This is a genomic window from Rahnella sp. CJA17(1/100) (genome assembly GCF_963881615.1).
In the GTDB taxonomy this organism is placed as follows: Bacteria; Pseudomonadota; Gammaproteobacteria; order Enterobacterales; family Enterobacteriaceae; genus Rahnella; species Rahnella aceris.
The window spans coordinates 62,229-87,908 of the sequence record NZ_CAWOJA010000083.1; the positions used below are offsets into that span (position 1 = coordinate 62,229).

General features: G+C 52.2%; 30 protein-coding genes. 14 read left to right on the forward strand and 16 right to left on the reverse strand.

Translation table 11 applies throughout. The features are described from left to right. Positions 1-77: 77 nt before the first annotated feature. The 5 genes from sspB to zapE all read right to left on the reverse strand — a co-directional run bounded on the left by sspB (position 78) and on the right by zapE (position 3,847). The gene (sspB, locus tag AACU55_RS23690; RefSeq protein ID WP_013577236.1) at positions 78-572 is read right to left on the reverse strand and encodes a ClpXP protease specificity-enhancing factor; all 495 of its coding nucleotides are present in this window, start codon (positions 570-572) and stop codon (positions 78-80) included. Positions 573-575: 3 nt separating this feature from the next. Next, on the reverse strand, positions 576-1,217 hold the full coding sequence (gene sspA, locus AACU55_RS23695) for a stringent starvation protein SspA (RefSeq protein ID WP_013577237.1): 642 nt from the start codon (positions 1,215-1,217) through the stop codon (positions 576-578). Positions 1,218-1,551: 334 nt separating this feature from the next. After that, on the reverse strand, positions 1,552-1,944 hold the full coding sequence (gene rpsI, locus AACU55_RS23700; RefSeq protein ID WP_013577238.1) for a 30S ribosomal protein S9: 393 nt from the start codon (positions 1,942-1,944) through the stop codon (positions 1,552-1,554). Between the two features lie 16 nt (positions 1,945-1,960). Further along, positions 1,961-2,389 carry a 50S ribosomal protein L13 gene (rplM, locus tag AACU55_RS23705; RefSeq protein ID WP_013577239.1) on the reverse strand — a complete coding sequence of 143 codons (429 nt, stop codon included), beginning with the start codon at positions 2,387-2,389 and terminating at the stop codon, positions 1,961-1,963. 318 nt (positions 2,390-2,707) lie between these two features. Then, entirely contained in the window at positions 2,708-3,847 is a 1,140-nt protein-coding gene (gene zapE, locus AACU55_RS23710; protein ID WP_134706246.1) for a cell division protein ZapE, read from the reverse strand. 285 nt (positions 3,848-4,132) lie between these two features. On the opposite strand from zapE, the gene zapG reads away from it, so the two are divergent. The 3 genes from zapG (at position 4,133) to degS (ending at position 7,211) form a co-directional block, all read left to right on the forward strand. Then, positions 4,133-4,534, forward strand: coding sequence for a Z-ring associated protein ZapG (gene zapG, locus AACU55_RS23715; RefSeq protein ID WP_013577242.1), 402 nt, complete (start codon positions 4,133-4,135; stop codon positions 4,532-4,534). Between the two features lie 154 nt (positions 4,535-4,688). After that, entirely contained in the window at positions 4,689-6,056 is a 1,368-nt protein-coding gene (degQ, locus tag AACU55_RS23720) for a serine endoprotease DegQ (protein WP_134706312.1), read from the forward strand. 87 nt (positions 6,057-6,143) lie between these two features. Next, positions 6,144-7,211 carry an outer membrane-stress sensor serine endopeptidase DegS gene (degS, locus tag AACU55_RS23725; protein WP_134706247.1) on the forward strand — a complete coding sequence of 356 codons (1,068 nt, stop codon included), beginning with the start codon at positions 6,144-6,146 and terminating at the stop codon, positions 7,209-7,211. A gap of 76 nt (positions 7,212-7,287) precedes the next feature. Here the strand turns inward: degS and murA are convergent, their stop codons facing one another. The 7 genes from murA to mlaF all read right to left on the reverse strand — a co-directional run bounded on the left by murA (position 7,288) and on the right by mlaF (position 12,197). Beyond that, positions 7,288-8,547: a UDP-N-acetylglucosamine 1-carboxyvinyltransferase gene (gene murA, locus AACU55_RS23730; RefSeq protein ID WP_037035039.1), complete on the reverse strand. Its 1,260-nt coding sequence runs from the start codon at positions 8,545-8,547 to the stop codon at positions 7,288-7,290. 67 nt (positions 8,548-8,614) lie between these two features. After that, the gene (gene ibaG, locus AACU55_RS23735) at positions 8,615-8,869 is read right to left on the reverse strand and encodes a BolA family iron metabolism protein IbaG (protein WP_013577246.1); all 255 of its coding nucleotides are present in this window, start codon (positions 8,867-8,869) and stop codon (positions 8,615-8,617) included. Between the two features lie 168 nt (positions 8,870-9,037). Continuing rightward, positions 9,038-9,352, reverse strand: coding sequence for a lipid asymmetry maintenance protein MlaB (gene mlaB, locus AACU55_RS23740; protein ID WP_013577247.1), 315 nt, complete (start codon positions 9,350-9,352; stop codon positions 9,038-9,040). Continuing rightward, a complete protein-coding gene (gene mlaC, locus AACU55_RS23745; RefSeq protein ID WP_037035038.1) occupies positions 9,349-9,984 on the reverse strand; it encodes a phospholipid-binding protein MlaC in 636 nt (211 codons plus the stop codon). The genes mlaB and mlaC overlap by 4 nt, the downstream gene beginning before the upstream one ends. A gap of 41 nt (positions 9,985-10,025) precedes the next feature. Next, positions 10,026-10,592 (reverse strand): outer membrane lipid asymmetry maintenance protein MlaD, encoded by a 567-nt coding sequence (mlaD, locus tag AACU55_RS23750; protein ID WP_013577249.1) that lies wholly within the window; start codon positions 10,590-10,592, stop codon positions 10,026-10,028. Between the two features lie 3 nt (positions 10,593-10,595). Further along, positions 10,596-11,378 carry a lipid asymmetry maintenance ABC transporter permease subunit MlaE gene (gene mlaE / locus AACU55_RS23755; RefSeq protein WP_013577250.1) on the reverse strand — a complete coding sequence of 261 codons (783 nt, stop codon included), beginning with the start codon at positions 11,376-11,378 and terminating at the stop codon, positions 10,596-10,598. A 15-nt stretch (positions 11,379-11,393) separates the two neighbouring features. Beyond that, positions 11,394-12,197 carry a phospholipid ABC transporter ATP-binding protein MlaF gene (mlaF, locus tag AACU55_RS23760; RefSeq protein ID WP_013577251.1) on the reverse strand — a complete coding sequence of 268 codons (804 nt, stop codon included), beginning with the start codon at positions 12,195-12,197 and terminating at the stop codon, positions 11,394-11,396. 307 nt (positions 12,198-12,504) lie between these two features. Between mlaF and AACU55_RS23765 the strand changes: the two genes are divergently transcribed. The 11 genes from AACU55_RS23765 to npr all read left to right on the forward strand — a co-directional run bounded on the left by AACU55_RS23765 (position 12,505) and on the right by npr (position 20,522). Beyond that, on the forward strand, positions 12,505-13,482 hold the full coding sequence (locus AACU55_RS23765) for a calcium/sodium antiporter (RefSeq protein WP_013577252.1): 978 nt from the start codon (positions 12,505-12,507) through the stop codon (positions 13,480-13,482). A gap of 19 nt (positions 13,483-13,501) precedes the next feature. Continuing rightward, a complete protein-coding gene (kdsD, locus tag AACU55_RS23770; protein ID WP_037035037.1) occupies positions 13,502-14,488 on the forward strand; it encodes an arabinose-5-phosphate isomerase KdsD in 987 nt (328 codons plus the stop codon). Positions 14,489-14,504: 16 nt separating this feature from the next. Next, positions 14,505-15,071: a 3-deoxy-manno-octulosonate-8-phosphatase KdsC gene (gene kdsC, locus AACU55_RS23775; protein ID WP_134706248.1), complete on the forward strand. Its 567-nt coding sequence runs from the start codon at positions 14,505-14,507 to the stop codon at positions 15,069-15,071. Next, positions 15,068-15,637 carry an LPS export ABC transporter periplasmic protein LptC gene (gene lptC, locus AACU55_RS23780; protein ID WP_013577255.1) on the forward strand — a complete coding sequence of 190 codons (570 nt, stop codon included), beginning with the start codon at positions 15,068-15,070 and terminating at the stop codon, positions 15,635-15,637. Before kdsC ends, lptC begins: the two co-directional genes overlap by 4 nt. Further along, positions 15,615-16,172, forward strand: coding sequence for a lipopolysaccharide ABC transporter substrate-binding protein LptA (gene lptA, locus AACU55_RS23785; RefSeq protein ID WP_013577256.1), 558 nt, complete (start codon positions 15,615-15,617; stop codon positions 16,170-16,172). The genes lptC and lptA overlap by 23 nt, the downstream gene beginning before the upstream one ends. Positions 16,173-16,178: 6 nt before the next feature. Next, entirely contained in the window at positions 16,179-16,904 is a 726-nt protein-coding gene (lptB, locus tag AACU55_RS23790) for an LPS export ABC transporter ATP-binding protein (protein ID WP_013577257.1), read from the forward strand. A 101-nt stretch (positions 16,905-17,005) separates the two neighbouring features. Next, positions 17,006-18,439 (forward strand): RNA polymerase factor sigma-54, encoded by a 1,434-nt coding sequence (gene rpoN / locus AACU55_RS23795; protein WP_013577258.1) that lies wholly within the window; start codon positions 17,006-17,008, stop codon positions 18,437-18,439. Positions 18,440-18,462: 23 nt separating this feature from the next. Next, positions 18,463-18,750 carry a ribosome hibernation promoting factor gene (gene hpf / locus AACU55_RS23800; protein ID WP_013577259.1) on the forward strand — a complete coding sequence of 96 codons (288 nt, stop codon included), beginning with the start codon at positions 18,463-18,465 and terminating at the stop codon, positions 18,748-18,750. Positions 18,751-18,848: 98 nt separating this feature from the next. Then, positions 18,849-19,331 (forward strand): PTS IIA-like nitrogen regulatory protein PtsN, encoded by a 483-nt coding sequence (ptsN, locus tag AACU55_RS23805; protein WP_173362074.1) that lies wholly within the window; start codon positions 18,849-18,851, stop codon positions 19,329-19,331. Between the two features lie 67 nt (positions 19,332-19,398). After that, positions 19,399-20,253 (forward strand): RNase adapter RapZ, encoded by an 855-nt coding sequence (rapZ, locus tag AACU55_RS23810; RefSeq protein ID WP_013577261.1) that lies wholly within the window; start codon positions 19,399-19,401, stop codon positions 20,251-20,253. Further along, positions 20,250-20,522 carry a PTS phosphocarrier protein NPr gene (gene npr, locus AACU55_RS23815; RefSeq protein ID WP_013577262.1) on the forward strand — a complete coding sequence of 91 codons (273 nt, stop codon included), beginning with the start codon at positions 20,250-20,252 and terminating at the stop codon, positions 20,520-20,522. The genes rapZ and npr overlap by 4 nt, the downstream gene beginning before the upstream one ends. Before the next feature lie 25 nt (positions 20,523-20,547). Here the strand turns inward: npr and AACU55_RS23820 are convergent, their stop codons facing one another. The 4 genes from AACU55_RS23820 to AACU55_RS23835 form a co-directional block, all read right to left on the reverse strand. Continuing rightward, the gene (locus AACU55_RS23820; protein WP_167686150.1) at positions 20,548-22,467 is read right to left on the reverse strand and encodes a BglG family transcription antiterminator; all 1,920 of its coding nucleotides are present in this window, start codon (positions 22,465-22,467) and stop codon (positions 20,548-20,550) included. Positions 22,468-22,683: 216 nt separating this feature from the next. Next, positions 22,684-23,424, reverse strand: coding sequence for a 2-dehydro-3-deoxy-phosphogluconate aldolase (gene dagF, locus AACU55_RS23825; protein ID WP_037035034.1), 741 nt, complete (start codon positions 23,422-23,424; stop codon positions 22,684-22,686). Continuing rightward, entirely contained in the window at positions 23,421-24,548 is a 1,128-nt protein-coding gene (locus tag AACU55_RS23830) for a DgaE family pyridoxal phosphate-dependent ammonia lyase (RefSeq protein ID WP_134706249.1), read from the reverse strand. Before AACU55_RS23830 ends, dagF begins: the two co-directional genes overlap by 4 nt. Further along, on the reverse strand, positions 24,538-25,671 hold the full coding sequence (locus AACU55_RS23835; protein ID WP_134706250.1) for an amidohydrolase/deacetylase family metallohydrolase: 1,134 nt from the start codon (positions 25,669-25,671) through the stop codon (positions 24,538-24,540). Before AACU55_RS23835 ends, AACU55_RS23830 begins: the two co-directional genes overlap by 11 nt. Positions 25,672-25,680 lie beyond the last annotated feature (9 nt).

Sequence of the window (25,680 nt, forward strand, 5' to 3'; positions counted from 1 at the left end):
CGGCGGCGTATTTAAGGCAATAAAAAACCCCACGTAACAACGCAGGGTTTAAGCATGAAGCCGGATTGAGCGGGTTGTTATTTCACAACACGCAATGCCGGGCGACCACCGCGAGGCGGCGTCGGCGGCTCATCATCCGGATCTTCTTCAGCCACATCCGGCAAATCACCATCAATGACTGACATGGTCGGTTCTGTCGGCTCATCAGCGCTCAGGTCACCGTCAAAGGCACCTTCGGCTTCATAAGCAGGTTCAGGTTCGAACATGGTACCGGCACCGTTTTCACGGGCATAAATTGCCAGAACAGCAGCAATCGGTACAAACACGTTACGCGGTACGCCACCAAAACGGGCGTTAAAGCGTACGTCATCATTACCCAGTTCGAGATTGCCGACAGCACGCGGCGCAACGTTCAGAACAATTTGTCCGTCACGCGCAAACTCCATCGGCACCATCACGCCAGGCATCGTCACGTCAACCACCAGATGCGGGGTTAACTGGTTGTCCAGCAACCAGTCATAAAAAGCCCGCAGCAGATAGGGGCGACGCGGAGACATGTCGGTCATCTCCATACCTTAACCTCGGGTATGCAAACGCATTTCGCGCTCTGCTTCGGTCAGGGAAGCCAGGAAAGCATCACGTTCGAAGACGCGGGTCATGTAGCCTTTCAGCTCTTTCGAACCGGTACCTGACAATTCAATGCCCAGCTCTGGCAAACGCCACAACAGCGGAGCCAGGTAGCAATCGACCAGACTGAACTCTTCGCTTTTGAAATAAGGCATGTACGAGAAGATTGGCGCAATCGCCAGCAGCTCTTCACGCAGTTGCTTACGTGCAGCGTCCGCTTCAGTCGCAGAACCTTGCTCGATTTGACGCATCAGCGAATACCAGTCATTTTCGATGCGGTGCATCATCAGACGGCTCTCACCACGGGCAACCGGATAAACCGGCATCAGCGGCGGATGCGGGAAGCGCTCATCAAGATATTCCATGATGATGCGGGATTCAAACAGGGTCAGCTCACGATCAACCAGTGTCGGTACAGTGCGGTAAGGGTTGAGGTCAATAAGATCCTGCGGCAGGTGATCCATCTCAACCTGCTCGATCTCGACACTGACACCTTTCTCCGCCAGTACGATACGTACCTGATGGCTAAAAATGTCGGTCGGGCCGGAAAACAGCGTCATTACCGAACGTTTGTTGGCAGCGACAGCCATGAAAACCTCCAAGTTTATCTAGAATATTACAGCGAGTTATCGCCAGCCTGCAGTTTTTGTCCCGTAGTTTCATAGACAACCATCGGCAAGGCGAACCCAGCCAGGAAGCGCGGCAACGTCAACTGCTCGGCGAACAGGCACAAAAGTGTGTGATAGTTTACCAGATTTTACGCAGGCTGTGGGGGACGGTGAGACGATTTCATGGGGAATTGTGTGTCAGGAGATCATTTCCCCTGCAATTACGGAACAAAAGGCATAAAAAAACCCGGTGAAACACCGGGTTTTTGACGCTGATTTTCGTGCCGAAGCACTGTGCTGCAATAGCAGCAGAAAATTAACGCTTGGAGAACTGAGGACGACGACGTGCTTTACGCAGACCGACTTTCTTACGTTCAACCTGACGAGCATCACGAGTAACGAAGCCAGCTTTACGCAGTTCGCCACGAAGATTTTCGTCATATTCCATCAGTGCACGGGTAATACCGTGACGGATAGCACCAGCTTGACCGGAGATACCACCACCTTTAACGGTGATGTACAGGTCGAATTTCTCAACCATGTCGACCAGTTCCAGTGGTTGACGAACTACCATGCGGGCAGTTTCACGACCAAAGTACTGTTCCAGGCTACGCTGGTTAATTACGATGTTACCACTACCCGGTTTGATGAAAACACGAGCGGCGGAGCTTTTGCGGCGACCAGTGCCGTAGTATTGATTTTCAGCCATTGCCTATAATCCCGAATTAAATGTCAAGAACTTGCGGTTGTTGCGCCGCATGAGTGTGCTCGTTACCCGCGTAAACTTTCATTTTACGGTACATTGCACGACCCAACGGGCCCTTTGGCAACATGCCTTTAACCGCGAGCTCGATCACGCGTTCAGGACGGCGAGCGATCATCTCTTCAAAGGTCGCTTGCTTGATACCACCGATGTGGCCGGTGTGATGGTAATAAATCTTGTCGTTACGCTTGTTGCCAGTAACAGCAACTTTTTCTGCGTTCAGAACGATGATGTAATCACCAGTATCAACGTGCGGAGTGTATTCCGCTTTATGTTTGCCACGCAGACGGCGAGCCAGTTCAGTGGCCAGGCGACCTAAGGTCTTGCCGGTAGCGTCAACTACGAACCAGTCACGTTGTACGGTTTCCGGTTTAGCTGTAAAAGTTTTCATTAAAAGCTTACCCAATTAAAGTTACACGTTGGCGAACACCCGAACGCTTACTTGTTTATAAAATAAGTATTTGAGGTTCACACGACCATCGTCCAGCAAACCTACCCCTTCGAATAGCCAATGCTGGCACTTATAAAGTTTCGGGAAAAAAACTTTGTAGTAACGTGGGGTCGCAAGATTATAGAGAAGTCTCCTGCAAAGATCGAACCCTTTTTCGACAAAAAGGAAGATTTCCCTCAACGTCTTCTGAGGGTTCGCCATGCAGGCTTTACTGCGCCTTTTTATACCACAGACTGAGCAAATAATAATCAATTAAAATCACGGCAGATGCGGCCGCCTGAGGTATTCCTCACTCTGCATCTCCTGCAGACGCGAGAGGCAACGCTGATATTCGAATTTCAGCCGTTCCCCCTGATAAATTTCAAACATCGGCACCACTGCGGAAATCACCAGTTTTACATGGCGCTCATAGAATTCATCGACCAGCGCCAGAAAACGCCGCGCAGCGTTCTCACTGTCTGCGCCCATCACCGGCACATTATGCAGCAGTACACTGTGATAGATTTTCGACAGCGCAATATAATCGAGCTGGCTGCGCGCCTCTTCACATAAGGTATGAAATTCCACCGCCAGCACGCCGTCAACGGCAGCAATGGCCTGCAGCGGACGATGATTCACTTCAAGTACGGGTCTTTCGCCTGCCTCCGCGCCACTGTGATTGCCGGTCAGTTTGCCCAGCATGGAATGCATCGCGTCAGTCGTATCAGGGCCAACAGGCGATAACCACAAATTGGCTTGTGTCAGCGTACGCAGGCGGTAATCAATGCCGGCATCCACATTCAGCACATCGCAATATTCTTTAATCAGATCAATGGCTGGCAGGAACCGCGCGCGTTGCAGACCGTTGCGGTACAGCAAATCAGGCGGAATGTTCGACGTCGCAATCAGTGTGATACCGCGGGCAAACAGCGCCTGCAGCAACGTCGCCAGCAACATCGCATCGGTAATATCCGAAACAAAAAACTCGTCGAAACAGAGTACGTCCGTTTCCGCTTTGAAGCGGTCAGCAATCACTTCCAGCGGATCTTCCTGCCCCTGAAGCTCCGTCAGTTCTTCATGGACACGCAACATAAAGCGGTGAAAATGCAGGCGAAGCTTACGTTCACCGGGCAGGCTGTGGAAAAACAAGTCCATCAGCCAGGTTTTACCGCGCCCCACGCCGCCCCACATATACAGTCCCTGCACTGGTCGCGAAGGGGTTTTCGGCGGAGATTTTGCAAACAAACGGCCCAGCAACCCTCCACGACCGGTGGTCTGAGGCATTGTTGCGGGCTGCGCGGAAAGTGCCTGATAAATCACATCAAGCTGTGCGACAGCCTGTTTCTGAACAGCATCCGCCTGGAATTCACCGGCATCCACAGCGTTCTGATAAAGGAAAAGGGGTGATTGAGATTGCATCTTTGTTAACGTCCCTGAGAAAAAATTTTTATGTTTTTCACGTCGTTTAGCCGCTTTTTTGCCGTGGGTTCGCCGCTTTTCCCGGCTGTCTGTGTATGAAAAAACCAACAGATAGCAGTGATTTTCCCCGCAGGATTCCACTCTGGCAAGGTTAACGGTTATAGTGGAGCTATTGCATGACAAATGCGTGTAACAATTACGTTAAAACCATTGTGTAAAAAAGTTAAGCCATAAAAGTTACGTGAAAAAGCCCTGCGGGACAACGAAGTCAAAATAGGAGTCATTATGACCTGGGAGTATGCACTCATTGGATTAGTGGTCGGTATCGCGATTGGTGCGGTAGCGATGCGCTTTGGTAATCGTAAATTACGTGATCAACAAGTCATGAAAAACGAACTGGAGAAAAGCAAAGCCGAACTCGACGAATACCGTCAGGAACTGGTGGGCCATTTTGCCCGCAGCGCAGAGTTGCTGGATAACATGGCGACTGATTACCGTCAGCTGTATCAGCACATGGCTAAAAGCTCCAACAATTTGCTGCCCGATATGCCCGAGCAAGATAATCCGTTCAACTACCGCCTGACCGGCTCCGAGGCCGATAACGATCAGGTACCGGTGCAAATGCCACGCGATTATTCTGATGGCGCATCCGGTCTGCTGCGTGGTGAGCGTCCGGTTCGTAAATAACAGACGCTCCTGACCTGCATAACAATCGTTATTCAGGCGTATTTACGGCATATGTCCCGTGCATGTGCCGTTCTCCAGACCCTTCCCGTGCTGTGAATCACTGTTCTATTGTCCATAACTGACGTCCATTACAGAAAGCGAGAGAGTTATCGTGATGAAGAAAAAGTCATTTTTGCTCAGTGTGTTAGCTGTTAGCCTTGGATTAACTTTCGCTTCTGCGCCTATGGCGAATGCCGCTTTACCTACGGAAGTTCAGGGACAACCTTTGCCAAGTCTGGCACCTATGCTGGAAAAAGTATTGCCCGCAGTCGTGGGCGTTCAGGTTTCAGGTACCCAGCCACCCAGTGCGGATGTCCCACCGGAATACAAATTCTTCTTCGGTCAGCAGGACCCGGAACCCAATCAGGGGCCACAGCCTTTTGAAGGGTTGGGTTCAGGCGTTATTATTGATGCCGCCAAAGGCTATGTGCTCACCAACAACCACGTGGTGAATAATGCGGATAAAATCAACGTTCAGCTCAACGATGGCCGTGAATATAAAGCCAGGCTCATCGGCAAAGACGATCAGTCCGATATTGCGGTGATCCAGCTGATTGATGCTAAAAATCTGACACAAATTACGATGGCGGATTCCGACAACCTGCGTGTCGGTGATTTTGCCGTCGCCGTTGGCAATCCGTTTGGACTTGGCCAGACGGTGACATCCGGCATTGTTTCTGCGCTTGGTCGCAGCGGCCTGAATCTCGAGGGGCTGGAAAACTTTATTCAGACCGATGCGTCGATTAACCGCGGTAACTCCGGGGGCGCATTGCTCGATCTGAAAGGTGAACTGATTGGTATTAACACCGCCATCATTTCCTCTCAGGGTGGCAGTGTCGGTATCGGTTTTGCTATCCCGGCGAACATGGCGAAGAATCTCAGCCATCAGTTGATTGAGTTCGGTGAAGTGAAACGCGGCCTGCTGGGGATCCGCGGCAGTGAAATGACGCCGGAACTGGCGCAGGCATTTAAGCTCGACAGCCAGCGTGGTGCGTTCGTCAATGAAGTGTTACCGGATTCCGCCGCCGCCAAAGCAGGTATCAAATCCGGTGACGTGCTGGTCACACTTCAGGGCAAAAAGCTCAGCAGCTTTGCAGAATTACGTGCAAAAGTCGGTACCGCAGGTCCGGGCGTCACCATGCAGATTGGTTTGCTGCGCGATGGTAAACCGATGACTGTGAATGTCACGCTGGATAAAAGCCCGGCCGTGGAAGTCAGCATTGAGAAACTCAATCCTGCCTTGCAGGGTGTGACGCTCAGCGATCCGGCAGATAAAAACGCCAAAGGCGTGCATGTCGATGACGTGAAAAAAGGGACGCCCGCTGACCAAATCGGTCTGGAAAAAGACGATGTGATTATCGGTGTAAACCGCGAACCGCTCGAAAATCTGGCCGCTTTCCGCAAAATACTGGAAAGCAAACCTGACCTGATCGCGTTGAGCATCTTGCGTAAAGGGCAAAATATCTACTTATTCATGCCGTAAAGCGTTGAAAATCGGACGCAGGTGCTGCTGCGTCCGATTAACTCATGCTATTCTTCCCTCACTTTTTATCTCGCATCCCATATACCCATGTTTGTTAAGCTATTGAGATCCGCTGTTATCGGCCTGATTGTTGCTGGCATTTTGCTGGCGGCGGTACCTATGTTGCGTAAAAACATCACAGAACCGCTGTTTGACCGAAACTTCACCCAAAACAGCGAAGAACCGGTCAGCTATAACTCAGGCGTCCGCCACGCTGCTCCGGCAGTGGTGAACGTTTATAACCGCAACATGGGTAACAGTTCACAGAACGAACTGGCCATCCGCACACTGGGTTCCGGTGTGATCATGAACGACAATGGTTATATCCTCACCAACAAGCACGTGATCAATAATGCCGATCAGATCATCGTCGCATTGCAGGATGGCCGCGTATTTGAAGCCTTGCTGGTCGGCTCTGACAGCCTGACTGACCTGGCCGTGCTGAAAATCAACGCCGGAAATCTGCCGGTGATCCCGATTAATCCACATCGCGCCCCGCATGTCGGTGATGTCGTGATGGCAATTGGTAACCCGTATAACCTCGGTCAGACAGTCACGCAGGGTATTATCAGCGCCACTGGTCGTATTGGCCTCAGCCCGTCAGGCCGCCAGAACTTTCTGCAAACCGATGCATCGATTAACCAGGGTAACTCCGGCGGTGCACTGGTGAATTCGCTGGGTGAGCTGATGGGGATTAATACACTGTCCTTTGACCAAAGTAATGACGGCGCCACACCGGAAGGTATCGGCTTTGCCATCCCGACCGCACTGGCGACAAAAGTCATGGGCAAGCTGATTCGCGATGGCCGGGTTATTCGCGGGTATATCGGAATCAGCGGGCGCGAGGTTTCCCCTCTGCACGGGCCGAATAGCGGACTGGATCATATTCAGGGGATTGTGGTGAACGAAGTCACACCCAATGGCCCGGCGGCTAATGCAGGCATGCAGGTCAGAGACGTGATCGTTAACGTCAACAACAAACCGGCTGTTTCCGCTATCGAGACAATGGATCAGGTCGCAGAGGTTCGTCCGGGTACGGTCATACCGGTGGAGATTATGCGTGACGGTCAGAAGCTGACCTTGCACGTGACCGTGCAGGAATATCCTGATCACTGACGATCGCTGAAGACAGCAACGAAAAAGCCGGAAAGGTTTCCCCTTCCGGCTTTTTTATTGCATCAAGAGCTACGAATCATTCGCCGTTGAAGCGCTCAATTTTCGCACCCAGCTGACGCAATTTATCTTCGATACGCTCATAGCCACGATCGATGTGATAAATACGGTCAACCACGGTCACCCCCTCGGCAATACAACCCGCCAGAACCAGACTTGCAGAAGCACGTAAATCGGTCGCCATCACCTGAGCGCCAGACAGTTTTTCAACGCCATGACAAATCAGGGTGCTGCCTTCGATTTCAGCATGTGCGCCCATACGGATCAGTTCAGGAATGTGCATGAAACGGTTTTCGAAGATGGTTTCGGTGATCACACCGGTACCCTCTGCCACCAGATTCAGCAAGCTGAACTGCGCCTGCATGTCAGTCGGGAAGCCCGGATGCGGTGCGGTGCGGAAGGTGACGGCTTTAGCCCGTTTGCCATGCATGTCGAGACTGATCCAGTCTTCGCCCACTTCGATATCGGCACCGGCTTCACGCAGTTTTGCCAGTACAGCATCCAGCGTATCAGGACGGGCTTCGCGACAGGTAATCTTGCCACCGGAAATCGCGGCCGCCACCAGGAAGGTGCCGGTTTCGATACGATCGGGGACCACACGGTAAACACCGCCACCCAGACGTGCAACGCCTTCGATGGTGATTTTATCAGTACCCGCACCGGTAATTTTCGCACCCAGCGTATTCAGGAAATTCGCGGTATCGACGATTTCCGGCTCACGCGCGGCGTTTTCAATAATGGTGGTGCCTTCAGCCAATGTCGCTGCGCTCATGATGGTAACGGTCGCTCCCACGCTGACTTTATCCATCACGATGTGCGCACCTTTCAGGCGGCCATCGACAGAGGCTTTCACATAACCTTCTTCCAGCACAATGGTCGCGCCCAGCTGTTCCAGACCGGTAATATGCAGGTCAACAGGACGTGCGCCGATAGCACAGCCGCCCGGCAGGGAGACTTCACCGCGACCAAAACGCGCCACCAGCGGGCCAAGAGCCCAGATAGAAGCGCGCATGGTTTTCACCAGGTCATACGGCGCACAAAACTCATTCACCTCACTGGCGTCAACGAAAACAGAACCGTTGCGTTCTATTTTGGTGCCCAGCTGGCTCAGCAGTTTGATGGTGGTATCGATATCTTTCAGATGAGGAACGTTCTGGAGTTCAACAGGTTCTTCAGCAAGCAGTGCGGCAAACAAAATAGGAAGTGCTGCATTTTTTGCACCAGAGATAGTGACTTCACCGCTCAGGCGAGTCCCACCCTGTACACGAAATTTATCCATTATGACTGCTCTCTATTCATTAAAACGACAGGTCAAATACGAGGAAGCTGCCGGAACTCCGGCAGTCTTATAAACCGCTCAGTTTACGGTCACGCGCCCATTCTTCAGGGGTATAAGCCTTAATAGACAGTGCGTGAATTCGATTGTCGGCGATGTATTCCATCAGCGGTGCGTAAACGGTCTGCTGTTTTTTCACGCGGCTCATGCCATCAAACATCGCACCAACGACAATGGCCTGAAAATGACTGCCATCGCCAGTAATGTGGGCTTCGTCCAGTGCCAATGCGTTCATCAACACGTCTTTAATTTCACTCGTTTCCATAGGGATCTATTCTTCTGAAGAATCATAACAGCCCGATATCTTATAGGGATCGGCGCAATTCTTAAACCACGAAAAAGCCCCTGACGAAGAGTTTCGCACAGGGGCTTTACGGACATTCAGTCAACTATTCACATCCCGCAGCCTAACTCACGGGAACTGCTCATATATTTATTCAACAGAGCAGCCCGTAGTGTCCGACGGAATAATATCCTGAAGGTTATACAAGGTAATCAGTGTTCTCAGCCTGTCAGTGATACCCGCAATCGTCAGCGTAATCCCCTGCTGACGGGCTTCCTCGCGTAAATGCACCAGGAAAGCCAAACCGGAAGAATCCACACGCTCCAGCCCGGAAACATCCAGACAGGTCACGCCGGACATCAGCTTTCTGCGCATATCCCAGAATGCCACCAGCGTTTCGCGATCTAACTCACCGTGCAACATCAGTCGCGGCGGCTGCGATTCCCAGCGCAGGGCTTCACTCATTGTTGTTTATCCAGCGTGATCGGCTGAGCAGCGGCTTGTTTCAGACGCGCTGTCAGACCCTCGATACCTTTCTGGCGCAAGATATCTGCCCACTCGTTCTGTTTGGTCGAAATCATGCTGACGCCTTCGGCGATCATGTCATATGCCTGCCATTCGCCTGTGCGGCTGTTTTTACGCCACTGGAAATCCAGACGAACCGGAGGACGACCATTCGGATCGGTAATGGTGACACGGATAGCAATGATATCTTTATCCGCGTAGGACTGCTCTGGTTGCACCGTGTAGCTCTGGCCGTTGTACATCGCCAGCGCCTGACCGTAAGCCTGTTGCAGGTATTCAGAGAACGCCGCGAAATAAGCCTCGCGCTGTGCAGGTGTCGCCTGTTGATAATAGCGGCCTAATACCAGCGCGCCGGCGTATTTGACTTGCACATACGGCAGCAATTCTTCACGAACGATCTGGCGCAGATAGTTAGGATCCTGCTTGATTTTCGGCTGTTCGGTTTTGAGGCGGGTGAAGGTTTTGTTCGCTGCTTCATTCATCACGCTGTAAGGATTGGTCTTGTCCACAGCAGCATTCGCCAGCGGAGCCATAACCACCAACAGTGCAGCGATCACTAAACGTTTAAACATACTTATTTCCTCTTTTATGGAGAATCCGTAATGGCAAATTCTTAATGGGCAGCCGGCTGTGGCGCCGTATTAGCGTCAGGTGCAGGTGCAGCATTCCCTTCAGGCGCAGCAGGAGCCGCCGTTGCGTCAGGGTCAGCCTTGCCGTCGCCACTCTTATAAAGGAACTGGCCAATCAGGTCTTCGAGAACCATCGCTGATTTAGTGTCCTGAATAACGCCGCCGTTTTTAAGGATAGTCGTTCCCATTTCAGGGTCTTCAAAACCAATATTCAACGCTAGGAATTGTTCGCCCAGCAAACCAGACGTGCGGATCGCCAGCGTACTGGTGCTCGGGATCTGGTTGTATTTCTGGTCGATATCCATTTCGACACGTGGGGAATAGTTTTTATCAAGCGTTATGCTGCTGACGCGGCCGATAACCACGCCACCGACTTTGACCGGCGAACCGCTTTTCAGGCCGCCTATATTGTCGAAGTCCGCAGAAATACGGTAAGTCGGGTCGGAGCCGATGGAACGGATGTCGGCCACTTTAAGACACAGGAAGATCACCGCAATCAATGCGATGATTAAAAACGCGCCTACCCAGATTTCACTCTTTTTCGTTTGCATGGTTTAATTTCCAAACATCAGTGCTGTCAGCACAAAATCCAATCCCAGCACCGCCAGTGACGAATGCACCACAGTACGTGTCGTTGCCCGGCTAATCCCTTCGGACGTCGGTATCGCATCATAGCCATTGAACAACGCAATCCAGGTCACAGTGATAGCGAAAACAAGGCTTTTAATCAGGCAGTTAAGTAAATCAGTCCGCCAGTCTACCGCGGTTTGCATCGCTGACCAGAAGAAACCGCTGTCGATGCCTTTCCAGTCCACACCCACCAGCGAACCTCCCCAAACCCCCACGGCAACGAAAATCGCCGTCAACAAAGGCATGGAAATCAGACCGGCCCAGAAACGCGGTGCAACAACGCGGCGCAGCGGATCGATAGCCATCATCTCCAGGCTGGAAATTTGCTCGGTGGCTTTCATCAACCCCAGTTCGGCGGTCAGCGCGGAACCCGCTCGGCCGGCGAACAGCAGAGCAGTCACCACCGGTCCAAGTTCGCGCAGTAAAGAGAGCGCCACCATCATACCGAGGCTGGCCTCAGCGCTGTAGGTGGTTAAAATCAGATATCCCTGCAAACCAAGCACCATGCCGATAAACAAGCCGGAAACGAGGATAATCAGCAGGGAAAGTACACCAACGCTGTAAAGCTGCTTGATCAACAGCGGCCATTGCTTGGCAAATTGCGGCTTACCGACCAATGCCCGAAAGAGCATCAGACCGGCGCGGCCAAAAGACGCACAGGTGTTTATCCCGCGGCGCCCGACTGAGGCTAACGCCTTAATTAACATGAATAGGGAACTCCATCATCCGAGCAGCTCGGTTTTGTAATCACCGGCAGGGAAACGGAAAGGCACCGGTCCATCGGCAATACCGTCAAGGAACTGACGAACACGCGGATCAGGATTATTTTGCAGCTCCTCAGGTGTGCCTTCGGCAATCACATGCTGCGCGGCCACAATATAAGCGTAATCAGCAATACTTAGCACTTCAGGAACGTCATGAGAAACCACGATGCACGTCACACCCAGCGCATGGTTCAGTTCATCAATGAGTTTAACCAGGACGCCCATGGTGATCGGATCCTGTCCCACAAAAGGCTCATCGAACATGATCAGTTCAGGGTCGAGGGCAATCGCACGAGCCAGTGCGACACGTCTTGCCATACCGCCAGACAATTCAGCAGGCATCAGGTCACCGGCACCGCGTAACCCGACTGCTTCCAGTTTCATGGTCACCGTACTGCGCAGTAATTCTTCCGGTAATTTGCTGTGTTCACGCAGCGGGAACGCCACATTTTCGAACACAGTCAGGTCAGTAAACAATGCACCGGACTGAAACAACATACTCATTTTCTTGCGCGATTCGTACAATTTGCGACGGGACAACGTCGGAATGTTATCGCCGTCGAACCAGATTTCGCCGCTGTCGGGCGCAAGTTGTCCGCCAATCAGACGCAGCAAGGTGGTTTTACCGATCCCCGAAGGCCCCATGATTGCAGTGACTTTGCCACGCGGCACGGTCATATTTATCTCTTCGAAAATGGGACGATCGCCGCGCACAAAACTCATGCCTTTGATCTCAACCAGATTCGATTCGCTTTGACTCATTCAGTTTTTCCCTTCGGAATGCTTTCGCTAAGAATACGTCTGACACGCACAAGGTATCGTATAACTTTGGTATTTTTACAAAAACTTACCCCGGTTTCGTTACCAAAGTTGCCATCGATTTACTTTTCTGCCTCAGACGGTCAAAATCAACGAATTACCATTTTAAAATAAAAGCCTTCATCGTCTAACATACAGGAACCCGCAGGCATCATTTTCAGACAAAGTGTCGCCTTAGCTCATGTTGACGAAGGAATCGCCTGCCCGCCAGGGCAACGAACCTCGCATTATACCCAATAAAGGATGTTTCATGCTTCTCGCTATCGTACTGATGATTGTCGGCTTGTTACTGTTAGTTTACGCCGCTGATCGTCTGGTGTACGGAGCCGCAGTGCTGGCACGCTCGATGGGCATCTCCCCGCTGGTGATTGGTATGACTGTCGTCGGCGTCGGAATATCCCTTCCTGAACTGGTGGTTTCCACCACCGCCGCCATCAACGATCAGATGGATTTGGCCGTCGGAAACGCAATTGGTTCGAATATCATTAATATTCTTCTGATTTTGGGCGGTGCCGCCCTGATTCATCCACTTTCCGTTCGTTCTGATATATTACGCCGCGAGCTCCCATTATTGTTACTGGTCACCGCGCTGTGTGGTTTTCTGTTAAGCGACGGCGAACTCAGCCGGTTTGATGGTGTTTTGCTACTGGCCAGCGCAGGCGTGTTCATGATGCTGATGATAAAAATCGCCCGCGCCGCCGAAAAAGAGGGGCTGGATACGCTGACCTACGAGCAAATGTCCGAACTTCCGCAAGACAGTAGCAATACGGTCGCATTTTTGTGGCTGGCACTGGGCTTTATCATCATGCCGCTGGCGTCGGGCATGATCGTTGATAACAGCACTGTCATCGCGCGTTATCTGGGTGTCAGCGAACTGGTGATTGGCCTGACGGTGATTGCTATCGGTACCAGTCTGCCAGAACTGGCGACCTTTATCGCCGGTGCTATCAAAGGCGAAGATGACATCGCGCTGGGTAATATTATCGGCGCAAACATTTTTAATACCTGCCTGGTGCTGGGATTACCCGCGCTGGTAGCACCAGGTTCGTTCAACCCAGACGCGTTTCATCGCGATTATTGGGTCATGCTGGCGGTCAGCGTGGTGCTTTCCGGACTATGCCTGATGCGTAAACACCGTATCGGACATTTAGCCGGTGCATTACTGCTGTGTGGATTTATCGCTTATATGGCCGTGCTGTTTCTATTACCGGACAGCATTGCCTTCTGAACTCTGTCAGGAACCCACTATGGCTAACGATACCTTCGCCCCCGGTTTTGATTTTCAGGCCGTCGGACATGATGTGCTGAAAACAGAACGTGAAGGACTTGAGCAGTTAGATCAATACATTAACGGTGATTTTACCCGAGCCTGCGAAAAAATCTTCGCCTGCAATGGCAAAGTCGTCGTCATGGGCATGGGCAAATCTGGTCATATCGGCCGTAAGATGGCCGCCACCTTTGCCAGTACGGGCACACCGGCATTCTTTGTGCATCCCGGCGAAGCCAGCCACGGTGATCTGGGCATGGTATCGAAGCAGGATGTCGTCATTCTGATTTCCAACTCCGGCGAAGCCCATGAAATTCTGGGGCTGATACCGGTACTCAAACGCCTGAGCATTACGCTTATCTGCATGACGTCTAACCCCGAAAGCACGATGGGGAAAGCGGCAGATGTTCACCTTTGTGTAAAAGTGCCCAAAGAAGCCTGCCCGCTGGGTCTGGCACCGACCAGCAGCACCACGGCAGTGCTGGTGATGGGCGATGCACTGGCCGTCGCACTGCTTGAAGCACGCGGCTTCACACCGGAAGATTTCGCCCTGTCACATCCTGGCGGAGCACTGGGTCGCAAGCTGTTACTGCGCGTCAGCGATATCATGCACACCGGGGATGAAATTCCGCACGTCAGCCGTGAAGCTTCGTTGCGGGATGCGTTGCTGGAAATCACCCGAAAAAATCTGGGCATGACGGTTATCTGCAACGATTTGATGAAAATCGAAGGGATCTTTACCGATGGGGATTTACGACGCATCTTTGATATGGGCGTCAACATCAATACGGCATCGATTGCGGATGTGATGACGACAGGCGGTATCCGCGTGCGTCCTTCACTGCTGGCGGTTGATGCGCTGAATTTAATGCAGGACAAACACATCACTTGCGTGATGGTTGCTGATGGTGACCAGTTGCTGGGTGTGTTACATATGCACGATATGCTGCGCGCTGGCGTAGTTTAATTGAGGAATTCCCTGAATGAGTAATAGCACAGCCCTGGTGGAAACCTGCTACGGTCCGGTCAGTGCGCAAGTGCTTGAACGGGCAAAAGCAATCCGCCTGCTGATTTGCGATGTCGATGGCGTTATGTCTGATGGCCTGATCTATATGGGAAATCAGGGAGAAGAGCTGAAAAGTTTCAACGTTCGCGACGGTTACGGTATCCGCTGCCTGCTGACATCCGATATCGAAGTCGCGATTATTACAGGCCGCAATGCGAAATTACTGGAAGATCGCGCTAAAACTCTGGGCATACGCCACTTGTATCAGGGGCAATCTGATAAGCTTTTGGCCTTCCGCGAACTGTTAGATACACTGTCTCTGCGGGCCGAAGAAGTGGCGTACATTGGTGATGACCTGATTGACTGGCCGGTGATGGCCGAAGTGGGTCTCTCTGTCGCGGTTCAGGATGCACATCCTGTTCTGTTACCGAAAGCGCATTATGTTACCCGTATCGCGGGTGGACGTGGTGCAGTACGCGAACTGTGTGATTTGATTCTGCTGGCGCAGGGTAAGCTGGAGGACGCCAAAGGGCTGTCGATATGAGTAAAGCAAAACTTTGGATTATTCTGGCGCTGACTGCCATCGTTCTGGTGCTGATTGGCTGGTCATTATCTGACAACAGCGATGATGTTCCGCAAGCGGTCAATGATCAGGATCCGACATACCAGACGTCCCACACCGTTACGATGGTGTATGACCCGATGGGCAGCCTGACGTATAAACTGGTTTCAGACCAGGTAAAATATTACACCGCTGATCAGGTGTCATGGTTTACCAATCCGGTCGCGACCATGTATGACAAGAACAAAGTAGCCACCTGGGTATTGCGTTCTGATAAAGCGAAACTGACTCAGGATAAAATGCTCTATCTTTATGGGCATGTGCAGGCAGACAGCCTGACACCTGAGACATCACAGCTGCAAAGAATCAAAACGGACAATGCACGGGTTAACCTGACGACACAGGACGTTGCCTCAGACGATGAAGTGACGTTGTATGGTACAGGTTTTACATCTAACGGCATGAAAATGCGTGGTAATCTGCGTGACAAAACAGCAGAGCTGATCGAAAAGGTAACGACCTCTTATGAAATTCAAAGCAAAAAATAAAATCCGTGATCTCCTGATCGTCAGCTCATTGTTAGCCGTCAGCGTTCCGGCATTTGCCTTAAAAGACGATACAACGAAACCGATCACCATTGATTCAGCAAACCAGGCGCTCGACGTCAATACCAATACCGCGACCTTTACCGGCAATGTGGTCGTCAATCAGGGTACGATCCAGGTTAAAGCCGACAAAGTGGTCGTCATCCGCCCGCAGGGGGTTTCCGGTAAAGAAGTGGTAGAAGGTTACGGCAACCCGGTGACGTTCTACCAGATGCAGGATAACGGTAAGCCGATTAAAGGCCATGCCCAGAAAGTCCGCTATGAAGTGGAAAATGACCTCGTCACGCTGACCGGCAACGCTTACCTTGAGCAACTGGACAGCAATGTGAAAGGCGACCGTATTACCTATCTGGTACAGAAACAGCAAATGGAAGCCTTTAGTGATAAAGGTAACCGTGTGACGACCGTTCTGGTACCTTCGCAGCTGCAACAAAAAACGCCTGCAGCGGGCGGCCAGCCGACCAAAAAGAGTAACTGATATTTTATGGCTAAATTAATCGCAGAGAATCTGGCAAAGGCATACAAAGGCCGTAAGGTCGTTGAAGATGTCAGTCTGATGGTCAACTCGGGTGAAATCGTCGGGTTATTAGGGCCAAACGGTGCGGGTAAAACCACCACCTTTTACATGGTCGTGGGCATCGTCCAGCGCGATGCGGGCCGCATTATCGTTGATGATGAAGACATCAGCCTGCTGCCGCTGCATACCCGCGCCCGTCGCGGTATTGGCTATCTTCCGCAGGAAGCCTCCATTTTCCGTCGTCTGAGCGTATTTGATAACCTGATGGCGGTGCTGCAGATCCGTGACGATCTGACCAAAGAACAGCGTAATGACCGCGCTAATGAATTAATGGAAGAGTTCCATATTTCTCATTTGCGCGATAACCTCGGTCAGTCACTGTCTGGTGGTGAACGTCGTCGTGTTGAAATTGCCCGTGCACTGGCAGCGAACCCTAAATTCATCCTGCTGGATGAACCGTTCGCCGGGGTTGACCCGATTTCCGTTATCGACATCAAAAAAATCATTGAGCATTTACGTGACAGCGGCCTCGGCGTACTGATCACTGACCATAACGTTCGCGAAACACTCGACGTTTGTGAACGCGCGTATATCGTCAGTCAGGGGAAATTGATCGCCCACGGCACGCCAGCCGACATTCTTGCTGATGAACAAGTTAAACGTGTTTATCTTGGTGAAGAATTCCGTCTGTGATCTGTGCCGCCGGAACCGTGCCTGTTTCAACCTACACTGAAACGGGCCGTCTCTGACAGAAGTGTTGCCGTTTTCACTCATCAACGGAATTAAGCCAAGATATGAAGCAAGGTTTGCAACTCAGACTCAGCCAACAACTGGCAATGACTCCTCAGTTACAACAGGCCATCCGCTTGTTGCAACTATCCACGCTTGAGCTCCAGCAGGAGATCCAACTCGCGCTGGAGAGCAACCCTCTGTTGGAACAAACCGACCTTCATGAAGAAATCGACTCGGTAGAAACCACCGACAGCGAAGGGTTAGACACCCGCGAGGCACTCGAGCAGAAAGACATGCCGGAAGAGTTGCCGCTGGACGCCACCTGGGATGAGATTTACACCGCAGGCACGCCATCAGGCACCGGCAATGATTACAGCGACGATGAGCTACCGATTTACCAGGGCGAAACCACGCAGACACTTCAGGATTACCTGATGTGGCAGGTCGAGCTGACACCGTTCTCTGATACCGATGCCGCGATTGCCACGTCAATCGTCGATGCAGTGGATGACACCGGTTACCTGACCGTCTCCCTTGACGACATTCTCGAAAGCGTCGGTGATGAAAATGTCACCATGGACGAAGTCGAAGCCGTACTTAAGCGCGTTCAGCGTTTTGATCCGGTGGGTGTCGCCGCCCGGGACCTGCGCGACTGCCTGCTGATCCAGCTTTCTCAATATGCGACTGACACGCCTTTCATCACTGAAGCCCGTCTTATCATCAGCGAACATCTCGATTTGCTGGCGAACCATGATTTCCGCGCACTTATGCGATCAACCCGGTTAAAAGAAGATACACTAAAAGGAGCGATGCTCCTGATCCAGTCTCTTGATCCGCGTCCGGGCCAGTCTATCAACACCGGCGAATCCGAATACGTGATCCCGGATGTGCTGGTGCGTAAAGTGTCAGGTGTCTGGGCGGTAGAACTCAATTCCGACAGCATTCCGCGTCTGAAGATTAACCAGCAGTACGCCGCGATGGGGAATTCCGCACGCAGCGACAGCGACGGGCAATTTATCCGCAGCAATCTGCAGGAAGCCAAGTGGTTAATCAAAAGCCTGGAAAGCCGTAACGACACGCTGTTGAAAGTGACGCGCTGCATCGTTGAGCAGCAGCAGGCGTTCTTTGAACTGGGTGAAGAATTTATGAAACCTATGGTGCTGGCAGATATTGCCAGTGCCGTGGAAATGCACGAATCGACGATTTCACGTGTGACGACGCAAAAGTTCCTGCACAGCCCGCGTGGCATTTTCGAACTGAAGTATTTCTTCTCCAGCCATGTCAGTACAGACAGCGGTGGCGAGGCATCGTCAACCGCGATCCGGGCGCTGGTGAAGAAATTAATCGCAGCGGAGAATCCTGTAAAACCGCTCAGTGACAGTAAGTTAGCGACCCTGCTTTCCGATCAGGGAATTATGGTTGCGCGTCGGACTGTCGCCAAATACCGAGAGTCTTTGTCCATCCCGCCCTCAAACCAACGTAAACAGTTAGTTTGACCTCAACAGAGAAGGAAGACATTATGCAGCTCAACATTACCGGACATCACATTGAGATCACGGATCCCCTGAGAGAGTTCATCACGTCGAAGCTGGCTAAGCTTGAGCAGTATTTCGACAGGATTAATCAGGTGTATGTGGTGTTGAGCGTGGAAAAGGTGCAGAAAGTAGCGGAAGCCACTTTGCATGTGAACGGAGGCGAATTACATGCCACCTCGGAACATCAGGATATGTACGCAGCGATTGACGGACTGGTTGATAAACTGGCCCGACAGTTGAATAAACATAAAGACAAACTGAAACAGCACTGACATTCATGTAGCCAACCCTGTGCTACAAACCTTCGGGCATCGGCTTGTGACCTTCGGGAAACGAGCCGATATAGCTTTAAGGGTGAAACAGCGCAAAAGTGAAAGATGACATGATTAACGATACTGCAATGCAATTAACGTCGGTGCTTAATGCCGAATGCACCAAAAGCGGCGTTCATTGCGCCAGCAAAAAACGCGCACTGGAAATCATCAGTGAGTTGGCCGCCAAACAATTAAATTTGTCGCCGCAGGTGATTTTTGACGCCATTTTGACCCGTGAACGTATGGGGAGCACCGGGATCGGTGCCGGGATCGCCATCCCGCACGGTAAGCTGGAAGAAGACACTTTACGTGCCGTCGGCGTATTCATTCAGCTTGAACAACCGATTGCTTTTGACGCCATCGATAATCAGCCGGTAGATTTGCTTTTTGCCTTGCTGGTACCGGCAGATCAATGTAAAACCCATTTACATACATTATCTTTAGTCGCTAAGAAATTAGCTGATAAAACAGTGTGTCGCCGTCTGCGTGGCGCGCAAAGTGACGAAGAACTGTTCCAGATAATGACTGAAAACGAATAAATTGCTGATTCCCGGTACAGTGCCGGGAAAATGAATTCTGCACACTGAATGCCAGGGGAGTGACACCATGGTGCTGATGATTGTCAGCGGCCGTTCCGGTTCCGGGAAGTCGGTTGCCCTACGGGCACTAGAAGACATGGGTTTTTACTGCGTGGATAACCTGCCGGTGGTGTTATTGCCGCAGCTTGCCCAGACCCTTGTTGAACGTAATACATCAGCGGCCGTCAGCATTGACGTCCGTAACATGCCGGAAACACCGGAAGTTTATGAGTATGCGATGTCACAACTGCCGGAGAGCTTCTCACCGCAGCTGTTATTCCTTGATGCCGACCGCAATACTCTGATCCGCCGCTACAGCGACACCCGTCGTCTGCACCCGCTTTCCAGCAAAAATCTGTCCCTCGAAAGTGCCATTGATGAAGAAGCCGATCTGCTCGAACCACTGCGTTCGTCTGCGGATTTGATCATCGACACCTCCGAAATGTCCGTGCATGAACTGGCAGAAATGCTGCGTACCCGTCTGCTGGGTAAACGCGAGCGCGAACTGACGATGGTGTTCGAATCCTTCGGTTTCAAACACGGCATTCCGATTGATGCGGATTACGTTTTCGATGTGCGTTTTCTGCCAAACCCGCACTGGGATCCGAAACTGCGTCCGATGACAGGCCTTGATAAGCCGGTCGCGGCGTTCCTTGACCGTCATACTGAAGTGCACAACTTTATTTACCAGACCCGCAGCTACCTCGAACAATGGCTGCCGATGCTGGAAACGAACAACCGCAGCTATCTGACCGTCGCCATTGGCTGTACCGGCGGTAAACACCGTTCGGTCTATATCGCAGAGCAACTGGCCGACTATTTCCGTTCCCGCGGGAAAAATGTGCAATCCCGCCATCGCACGCTGGAAAAACGCAAATCATGACGGTGAAACAAACGGTAGAAATCAAAAACCGGTTGGGTATGCATGCCCGCCCGGCAATGAAGTTGTTTGAACTGGTGCAGAGCTTTGAATCAGAAGTGATGCTGCGCAACGACACGGGCATTGAAGCAGAAGCCAGCAGTGTCATCGCGCTGCTGATGCTCGATTCCCCGAAAGGTCAGAAAATCGAAATCGAAGCCACCGGCCCCGATGAAGAACAGGCATTGACGGCAGTGGTAAATCTGATTAATTCAGGTTTTGATGAAGACTGATAATTAACGCACTCTTTGAGCCGTATTAAATGCGGCTTAAACAGTCGATTGCAATGGCCTTGAAACTCTCAAAGTTTTCGCTGCTCAGCAAACGGCTCATTGAGCGTTCCCGCACAAACGTCACGAACAAATCGTAAATCGCCATCGCCTCTTCATAATCTGCCTTGCTGATTGCCAGCAGGAAAATCACGTGTGCGGTCTCCCCTTCTCCCCACGCAATGCCCTGCGGAGAGAGCAACGTTATCACCACGGTTTTCTTCGCCAGGAGCCCCAGCGAGTGCGGCAGCGCAATCCCTTCGCCCAGCATGGTCGAGACAATTTCCTCGCGCTCAACCACCGACGGATAAAACGCCTGATCGACATAGCCTTCGGCTTCCAGCTGAGAGCACACATGGCGGAATAACTCCGCCTGCGTCATCGGTTCATCGATGATCATGAAGTGTTTTTCGTCGAAGAATTTTTCCAGCATATAAGGCCGGGTGCGATCCACCAGTACCAGCTTGCCAAGCTGCTCCATCTGGTATTCGGTTGGGAATGGCGACAGCACCACCACCGGTTTATTCTTCTCGCTGATGCGGGCGTTGGAGATGATGAAATCTTCGTCGATGTGTTCCAGTTGTTCGTAATCACGCAACGTCACAACCTGTTTCATCACCAGCTGCGGATATTTGCGGCTAATCTGTGCCTGAATCATACGGATGGTCGAATTGCCGGTGTCGCATACCAGCATCACCTGCGGATGTCGCTGATAACCGATGTTGTAATGCCGCTCCAGCCCGACGCCGATATGCAGCACAAGAAACCCAATCTCGTTTTCACTCAACGTATACGGCGTGTATTTCCCCCAACTTGAGACCGCCGCCAGCGTAACGTCATAGGCCATCGGATAATGCTGTTTGATGTTTTTCAGCAGCGGGTTGGGGATATTAATCTGGTATTTCACCCGCGTAATCATGGTTTTGATATGCGTCAGCAGATCAGCGCGCAGCTGTTTATCACCTTGTAAATCATAGCTATAGTGCGAATTGATATACGACAGGATGTAATCGACCAGCGATTCGTCATCGTCAGCATTAATGTCCGTTGGCAGGATTTGCTGCACGCGACGCGCGGCGATATTCACCCGCAGATAAGCTTCTTCAGAGGCCGGAATTTCCTTGCCCACCAGACTTTTCAGCTCCGCAGCCAGCCGCACAGAAACGTTTTTGACCGCCGGGTCACCGTCTTCAGCATCAAAATCAGTCAGCGGATAACCGCCGGCAATGCGTTTAATGGCCACCGCGCAATAGAGAATCAGATATTGTTCACCTTCGTCGGTCAGTTGAATAGAAGACTGCGTCAGAAGCTGATGCATAAAGCGCGTCAGCGGCACCAGCGCTTCCGACTCCAGGCTTTCCGCCTTCAGCAGCGGATTGGCCTGTTCTTCGGCATCGAGCTGGAACAACAAGTCGGTCAGGCAGGCGCGGATTGCCAGCTCCGCACCAAACAGCTTCATGCCGTAGCGCGGCTTGGTTTCAATATTCAGATGATAGCGGGCCAGATGCTCCCTTACCTCAGCCATATCATTTTGCAGGGTTCCCCGGCTGACAAACCATTCATCAGCCAGATCTTCCAGCTTTAATGAAAAAGCTGAGGTCAAAAAGCGGATCAGCAGCGTCTTCACCCGCTCTGCGGCCGTACGCGGCGTCGGATTCGGTTTACGTTGTGTCGACTGCTGTAACGACGAGAACAGGCTCTGATCATCAACGCGCAGCTGATACCCGCTGCCACGGTTGTGTACGAAGGTCGCGCCATAGTCCGCGATGATTTCATTAAGCGCAGTGATATCCGCACGGACCGTCCGCGTCGACACCGACAGGCGTTTTGCCAGTTCATCCTGAGGCAGCGTTTCGGTTTGCAGCGCATCAAACAGTTGCGCCAGACGTTGATTGGGAAATCTCACCATTGTTCTTCCATATTATTCCGGCTACGGCGCGATCACCCTTTACGACGAACTGCCGACCGCCACAGAGTCATCGATAAACGCAGTTTGCCGTTTTCGGCAAATACCTTGAATCAGGTGATGTTATCGCTTCGTTGATTGATTGCGTAAATATATTTGCCATCCGGTAACAACATCAGTGTGCCCGGACGGCTTACCGCGCAGGAAAGGTCAGAACCTTCAGCCCACCAGCTTTTTGACGCTGGCCAGCAGGGTTTTCACATCGTCAGGACGGGTGTTACCGGTGGCGCTGTCGATAATCGAGCTGTAGATATGCGGGATGATTTTAGTGACGCCCGCCGCCAGCGCGATTTCCATAATCGGCTCAAAGTTTTCTAAATCGATACCACCGGTCGGTTCCAGCCAGAAATCCTGTTCCGCACAGGCACGGGCCACGACAGCGAATTCATCACGGGTTTTCAGGCCACCCATCGGGAAATATTTAACCGAGCTGCCGCCCATATCTTTCAGCAGCGCAATGGCGGTTTCCACCGGCACGATGGCGTCCGCAGAAGCAGAACTCAGTGGTCCGGTATTGATTTTCACGAAACCGACTTTTCCGGTGGGTGAAATCAGACCGTTGACCACACTGTCGTTTTGTCCAAGCATTCCACGGCTGGTACCGACGCCGGTAAAGACCTGATTGACGTGCTGCGGCTGAACCTGCGCTGAAATCTGGCTGACCATCAAAGACTGACGCGGATCGCCCGCGCCTAAACCGACAGACAACGCGTTTTCAATCAATGCGGCATACTCTTTCATGTCCGCCACCGCACTCGCAACGTCTGGATAATTTTTGGAAAGCACACCGACCAGTACATGACCTTCTGCCGCTTCATAGATATCACGGGCATTGTCTTTAGAACCGGCAAGAACATTCAGACACACGCGGTCACGGTAGAAATTTGGGGTCAGCTTCATGCTTTGTCTCCGCTGAAAAGTTGTTTAAAACGTTGTGCGACGATGGCGAGCTGCGGCGGCGTCACGCTGCGCACATCGACTTCGATCTTGCCTTCGTTGGCGCGGTAGCCACGGAAATAAATCGCGATATCGCCGTTTTTCATGGCGTCCACAATGGCTTTGGTTTTCCAGCCCAGTACCGCTTCATCGAAAGTGATTTCCGTACGGGCAATATCACGTCCGGCGCTGTCCCAGACCACGCGTCCGGTGACACCGCTGATTTCATTCAGGCTGGCGATAAATGGCGTCATCTTGTCGACCATTTCCTGCCCGGTGGTTTTCGGCAAGGTGATGTAGCTTTCGATGGCCTGCGTCAGGCCAAGAATGCCTTCTTTGCCGACCTTCATCGCACGACCAATCCCGCCCGATTGCAGTTTTACCCATTCGACATACTGTTTTTTGCCGAGCACCAGCCCGCTGGTCGGCCCTTCGATGGCCTTCGCGCCACTGTAAATCACCAGATCCGCACCCATCTCGTAATAACAGGTCAGGTCTTCTTCTGCGGCGGCATCGACGATCAGCGGCAGATTATGCGCACGCGCCACTTCAGCGGCTTCCGCAACCGACAAAATGCTTTTCTGCACTGAGTGGTGCGATTTTATGTACATGATTGCAGCGGTACGCGGGGTGATGCAGGCCGCGAGTTGTGCGGCAGAACATTCGTTGGCATAACCGGCTTCTACCACCTTGCCGCCGCCCATCGTCACCATGGTCGCGACCGGTGCACCGAAATTCACGTTATGGCCTTTTGGCAGAACGATATCGTGCGGGATTTCCAGTGGCGCGGCGTGCAGGTTTTCCAGCAGCCAGGCGTCATCTTTGACGATCACCGCCGCCACAGATTGCGCGATCCCGGCAGAAGCGCAGGAAACCACCACCGCGTTTTCGACGTTTAGCAGTTTCGCGATGTAAGCGCCGGTTTTGTTCACCAGATCTTTCATCTCAAAGTAATGATTCAGACCGGTATTCACCACTGCTGCGACTTCTTCACGCGGCGTGGAAACGCCCAGCGCTGTCATACGACCGGAAGCATTAATGACTTGTTTTAACTGGTACTTTTCATACAGCGATTGTTCAGAAGACATGAGCAGATTTCCCTTCTTCGGTTAACAGAGTGACGCCCGCGACCACAGCGGCCAGAGGCACCAGCAAACTTTCGCCCTTCACGGACTGTCCTTCGGAATCGATAAACACCTGCGGCGCCTGACGGCGTTCAAACAGGGTCAGATCGGCGTCAGCACCGACTTCCAGACGGCCTTTGGCAGGAAGACGCAGCGCATCAGCGGCGTGCGAGGTGACGCAATCAATCACCTGCGGCAATGTCATGCCGACGCTGAAGAATTTCGACATCACCGTCGCCAGGCTGTGCACCGGCCCGTTCATGCGGTTGCGGCAATAAATATCGGAGCTGATGGTGTGCGGCAAAATGCCCTGCTTAATGGCCAGCTCTGCCACTTCAAAGCTGAAACTCGCGGTGCCGTGACCGACATCCAGCAGCACGCCACGGCTGAGCGCCCGCTTAACGGAATCACGCAGCACGCCTTCCGGCGAGAGAATACGGTTCGGCTTGCCGTTATAGCAGTGGGTAATGATGTCGCCTGAGGTCAGTAAATCTGCGATTTCGTCGAGGTTCGGCGGATTATTACCGATATGCACCATCAGGGGCAGGTCATCGTTTTCCTGCTGAATTTCTTTGGCGCGCACCAGTGGTTTAATGCCGTTCTGGCCGACCACACTGCTGCTCATGCGCGCTTTGATGCCAATGATAAAACCGGGATTTCGCGCGATGGCGTCACGCACGCCGACCTTGTCGATCTGGGCCATATCCGCCAGTTCGTTCTGCGTGACAATGCCGGTGCGGGCGATATTGAGAAACGCGTAGACGTTGGTTTTCGCCTCGCGGGTAATCTGATAGAAATCGTCGACATCATTCGCGCCGGTACTGCCCGCATCGGCCACGGTGGTGACACCGCAGGCCACACCAATCAGATCGGCGTCGTCATGATAAATCGGCGATTTGGGATAACAGTGAACATGGGAGTCGATCCATCCCGCGCTGGCGTAAACCTTGCCCTGAAGATCGAGAGTCTGGCGGGCGGTGGCACCGCAGGGCAACGTGCCAATGGCGGCGAATTTGCCGTCGCGGATTGCAATATCAGTCAGGCTGCCGTCTGCGCGTAATGCCTGCCGGATGATTAAGTCATACATACGACGTTC

Coding starts and splice junctions, on each gene's coding strand:
- sspB (WP_013577236.1), bottom strand. CDS start 572: ATGGAGATGACCGACATGTCTCCGCGTCGCCCCTATCTGCTGCGGGCT.
- sspA (WP_013577237.1), bottom strand. CDS start 1,217: ATGGCTGTCGCTGCCAACAAACGTTCGGTAATGACGCTGTTTTCCGGC.
- rpsI (WP_013577238.1), bottom strand. CDS start 1,944: ATGGCTGAAAATCAATACTACGGCACTGGTCGCCGCAAAAGCTCCGCC.
- rplM (WP_013577239.1), bottom strand. CDS start 2,389: ATGAAAACTTTTACAGCTAAACCGGAAACCGTACAACGTGACTGGTTC.
- zapE (WP_134706246.1), bottom strand. CDS start 3,847: ATGCAATCTCAATCACCCCTTTTCCTTTATCAGAACGCTGTGGATGCC.
- zapG (WP_013577242.1), top strand. CDS start 4,133: ATGACCTGGGAGTATGCACTCATTGGATTAGTGGTCGGTATCGCGATT.
- degQ (WP_134706312.1), top strand. CDS start 4,689: ATGAAGAAAAAGTCATTTTTGCTCAGTGTGTTAGCTGTTAGCCTTGGA.
- degS (WP_134706247.1), top strand. CDS start 6,144: ATGTTTGTTAAGCTATTGAGATCCGCTGTTATCGGCCTGATTGTTGCT.
- murA (WP_037035039.1), bottom strand. CDS start 8,547: ATGGATAAATTTCGTGTACAGGGTGGGACTCGCCTGAGCGGTGAAGTC.
- ibaG (WP_013577246.1), bottom strand. CDS start 8,869: ATGGAAACGAGTGAAATTAAAGACGTGTTGATGAACGCATTGGCACTG.
- mlaB (WP_013577247.1), bottom strand. CDS start 9,352: ATGAGTGAAGCCCTGCGCTGGGAATCGCAGCCGCCGCGACTGATGTTG.
- mlaC (WP_037035038.1), bottom strand. CDS start 9,984: ATGTTTAAACGTTTAGTGATCGCTGCACTGTTGGTGGTTATGGCTCCG.
- mlaD (WP_013577249.1), bottom strand. CDS start 10,592: ATGCAAACGAAAAAGAGTGAAATCTGGGTAGGCGCGTTTTTAATCATC.
- mlaE (WP_013577250.1), bottom strand. CDS start 11,378: ATGTTAATTAAGGCGTTAGCCTCAGTCGGGCGCCGCGGGATAAACACC.
- mlaF (WP_013577251.1), bottom strand. CDS start 12,197: ATGAGTCAAAGCGAATCGAATCTGGTTGAGATCAAAGGCATGAGTTTT.
- AACU55_RS23765 (WP_013577252.1), top strand. CDS start 12,505: ATGCTTCTCGCTATCGTACTGATGATTGTCGGCTTGTTACTGTTAGTT.
- kdsD (WP_037035037.1), top strand. CDS start 13,502: ATGGCTAACGATACCTTCGCCCCCGGTTTTGATTTTCAGGCCGTCGGA.
- kdsC (WP_134706248.1), top strand. CDS start 14,505: ATGAGTAATAGCACAGCCCTGGTGGAAACCTGCTACGGTCCGGTCAGT.
- lptC (WP_013577255.1), top strand. CDS start 15,068: ATGAGTAAAGCAAAACTTTGGATTATTCTGGCGCTGACTGCCATCGTT.
- lptA (WP_013577256.1), top strand. CDS start 15,615: ATGAAATTCAAAGCAAAAAATAAAATCCGTGATCTCCTGATCGTCAGC.
- lptB (WP_013577257.1), top strand. CDS start 16,179: ATGGCTAAATTAATCGCAGAGAATCTGGCAAAGGCATACAAAGGCCGT.
- rpoN (WP_013577258.1), top strand. CDS start 17,006: ATGAAGCAAGGTTTGCAACTCAGACTCAGCCAACAACTGGCAATGACT.
- hpf (WP_013577259.1), top strand. CDS start 18,463: ATGCAGCTCAACATTACCGGACATCACATTGAGATCACGGATCCCCTG.
- rapZ (WP_013577261.1), top strand. CDS start 19,399: ATGGTGCTGATGATTGTCAGCGGCCGTTCCGGTTCCGGGAAGTCGGTT.
- npr (WP_013577262.1), top strand. CDS start 20,250: ATGACGGTGAAACAAACGGTAGAAATCAAAAACCGGTTGGGTATGCAT.
- AACU55_RS23820 (WP_167686150.1), bottom strand. CDS start 22,467: ATGGTGAGATTTCCCAATCAACGTCTGGCGCAACTGTTTGATGCGCTG.
- dagF (WP_037035034.1), bottom strand. CDS start 23,424: ATGAAGCTGACCCCAAATTTCTACCGTGACCGCGTGTGTCTGAATGTT.
- AACU55_RS23830 (WP_134706249.1), bottom strand. CDS start 24,548: ATGTCTTCTGAACAATCGCTGTATGAAAAGTACCAGTTAAAACAAGTC.
- AACU55_RS23835 (WP_134706250.1), bottom strand. CDS start 25,671: ATGTATGACTTAATCATCCGGCAGGCATTACGCGCAGACGGCAGCCTG.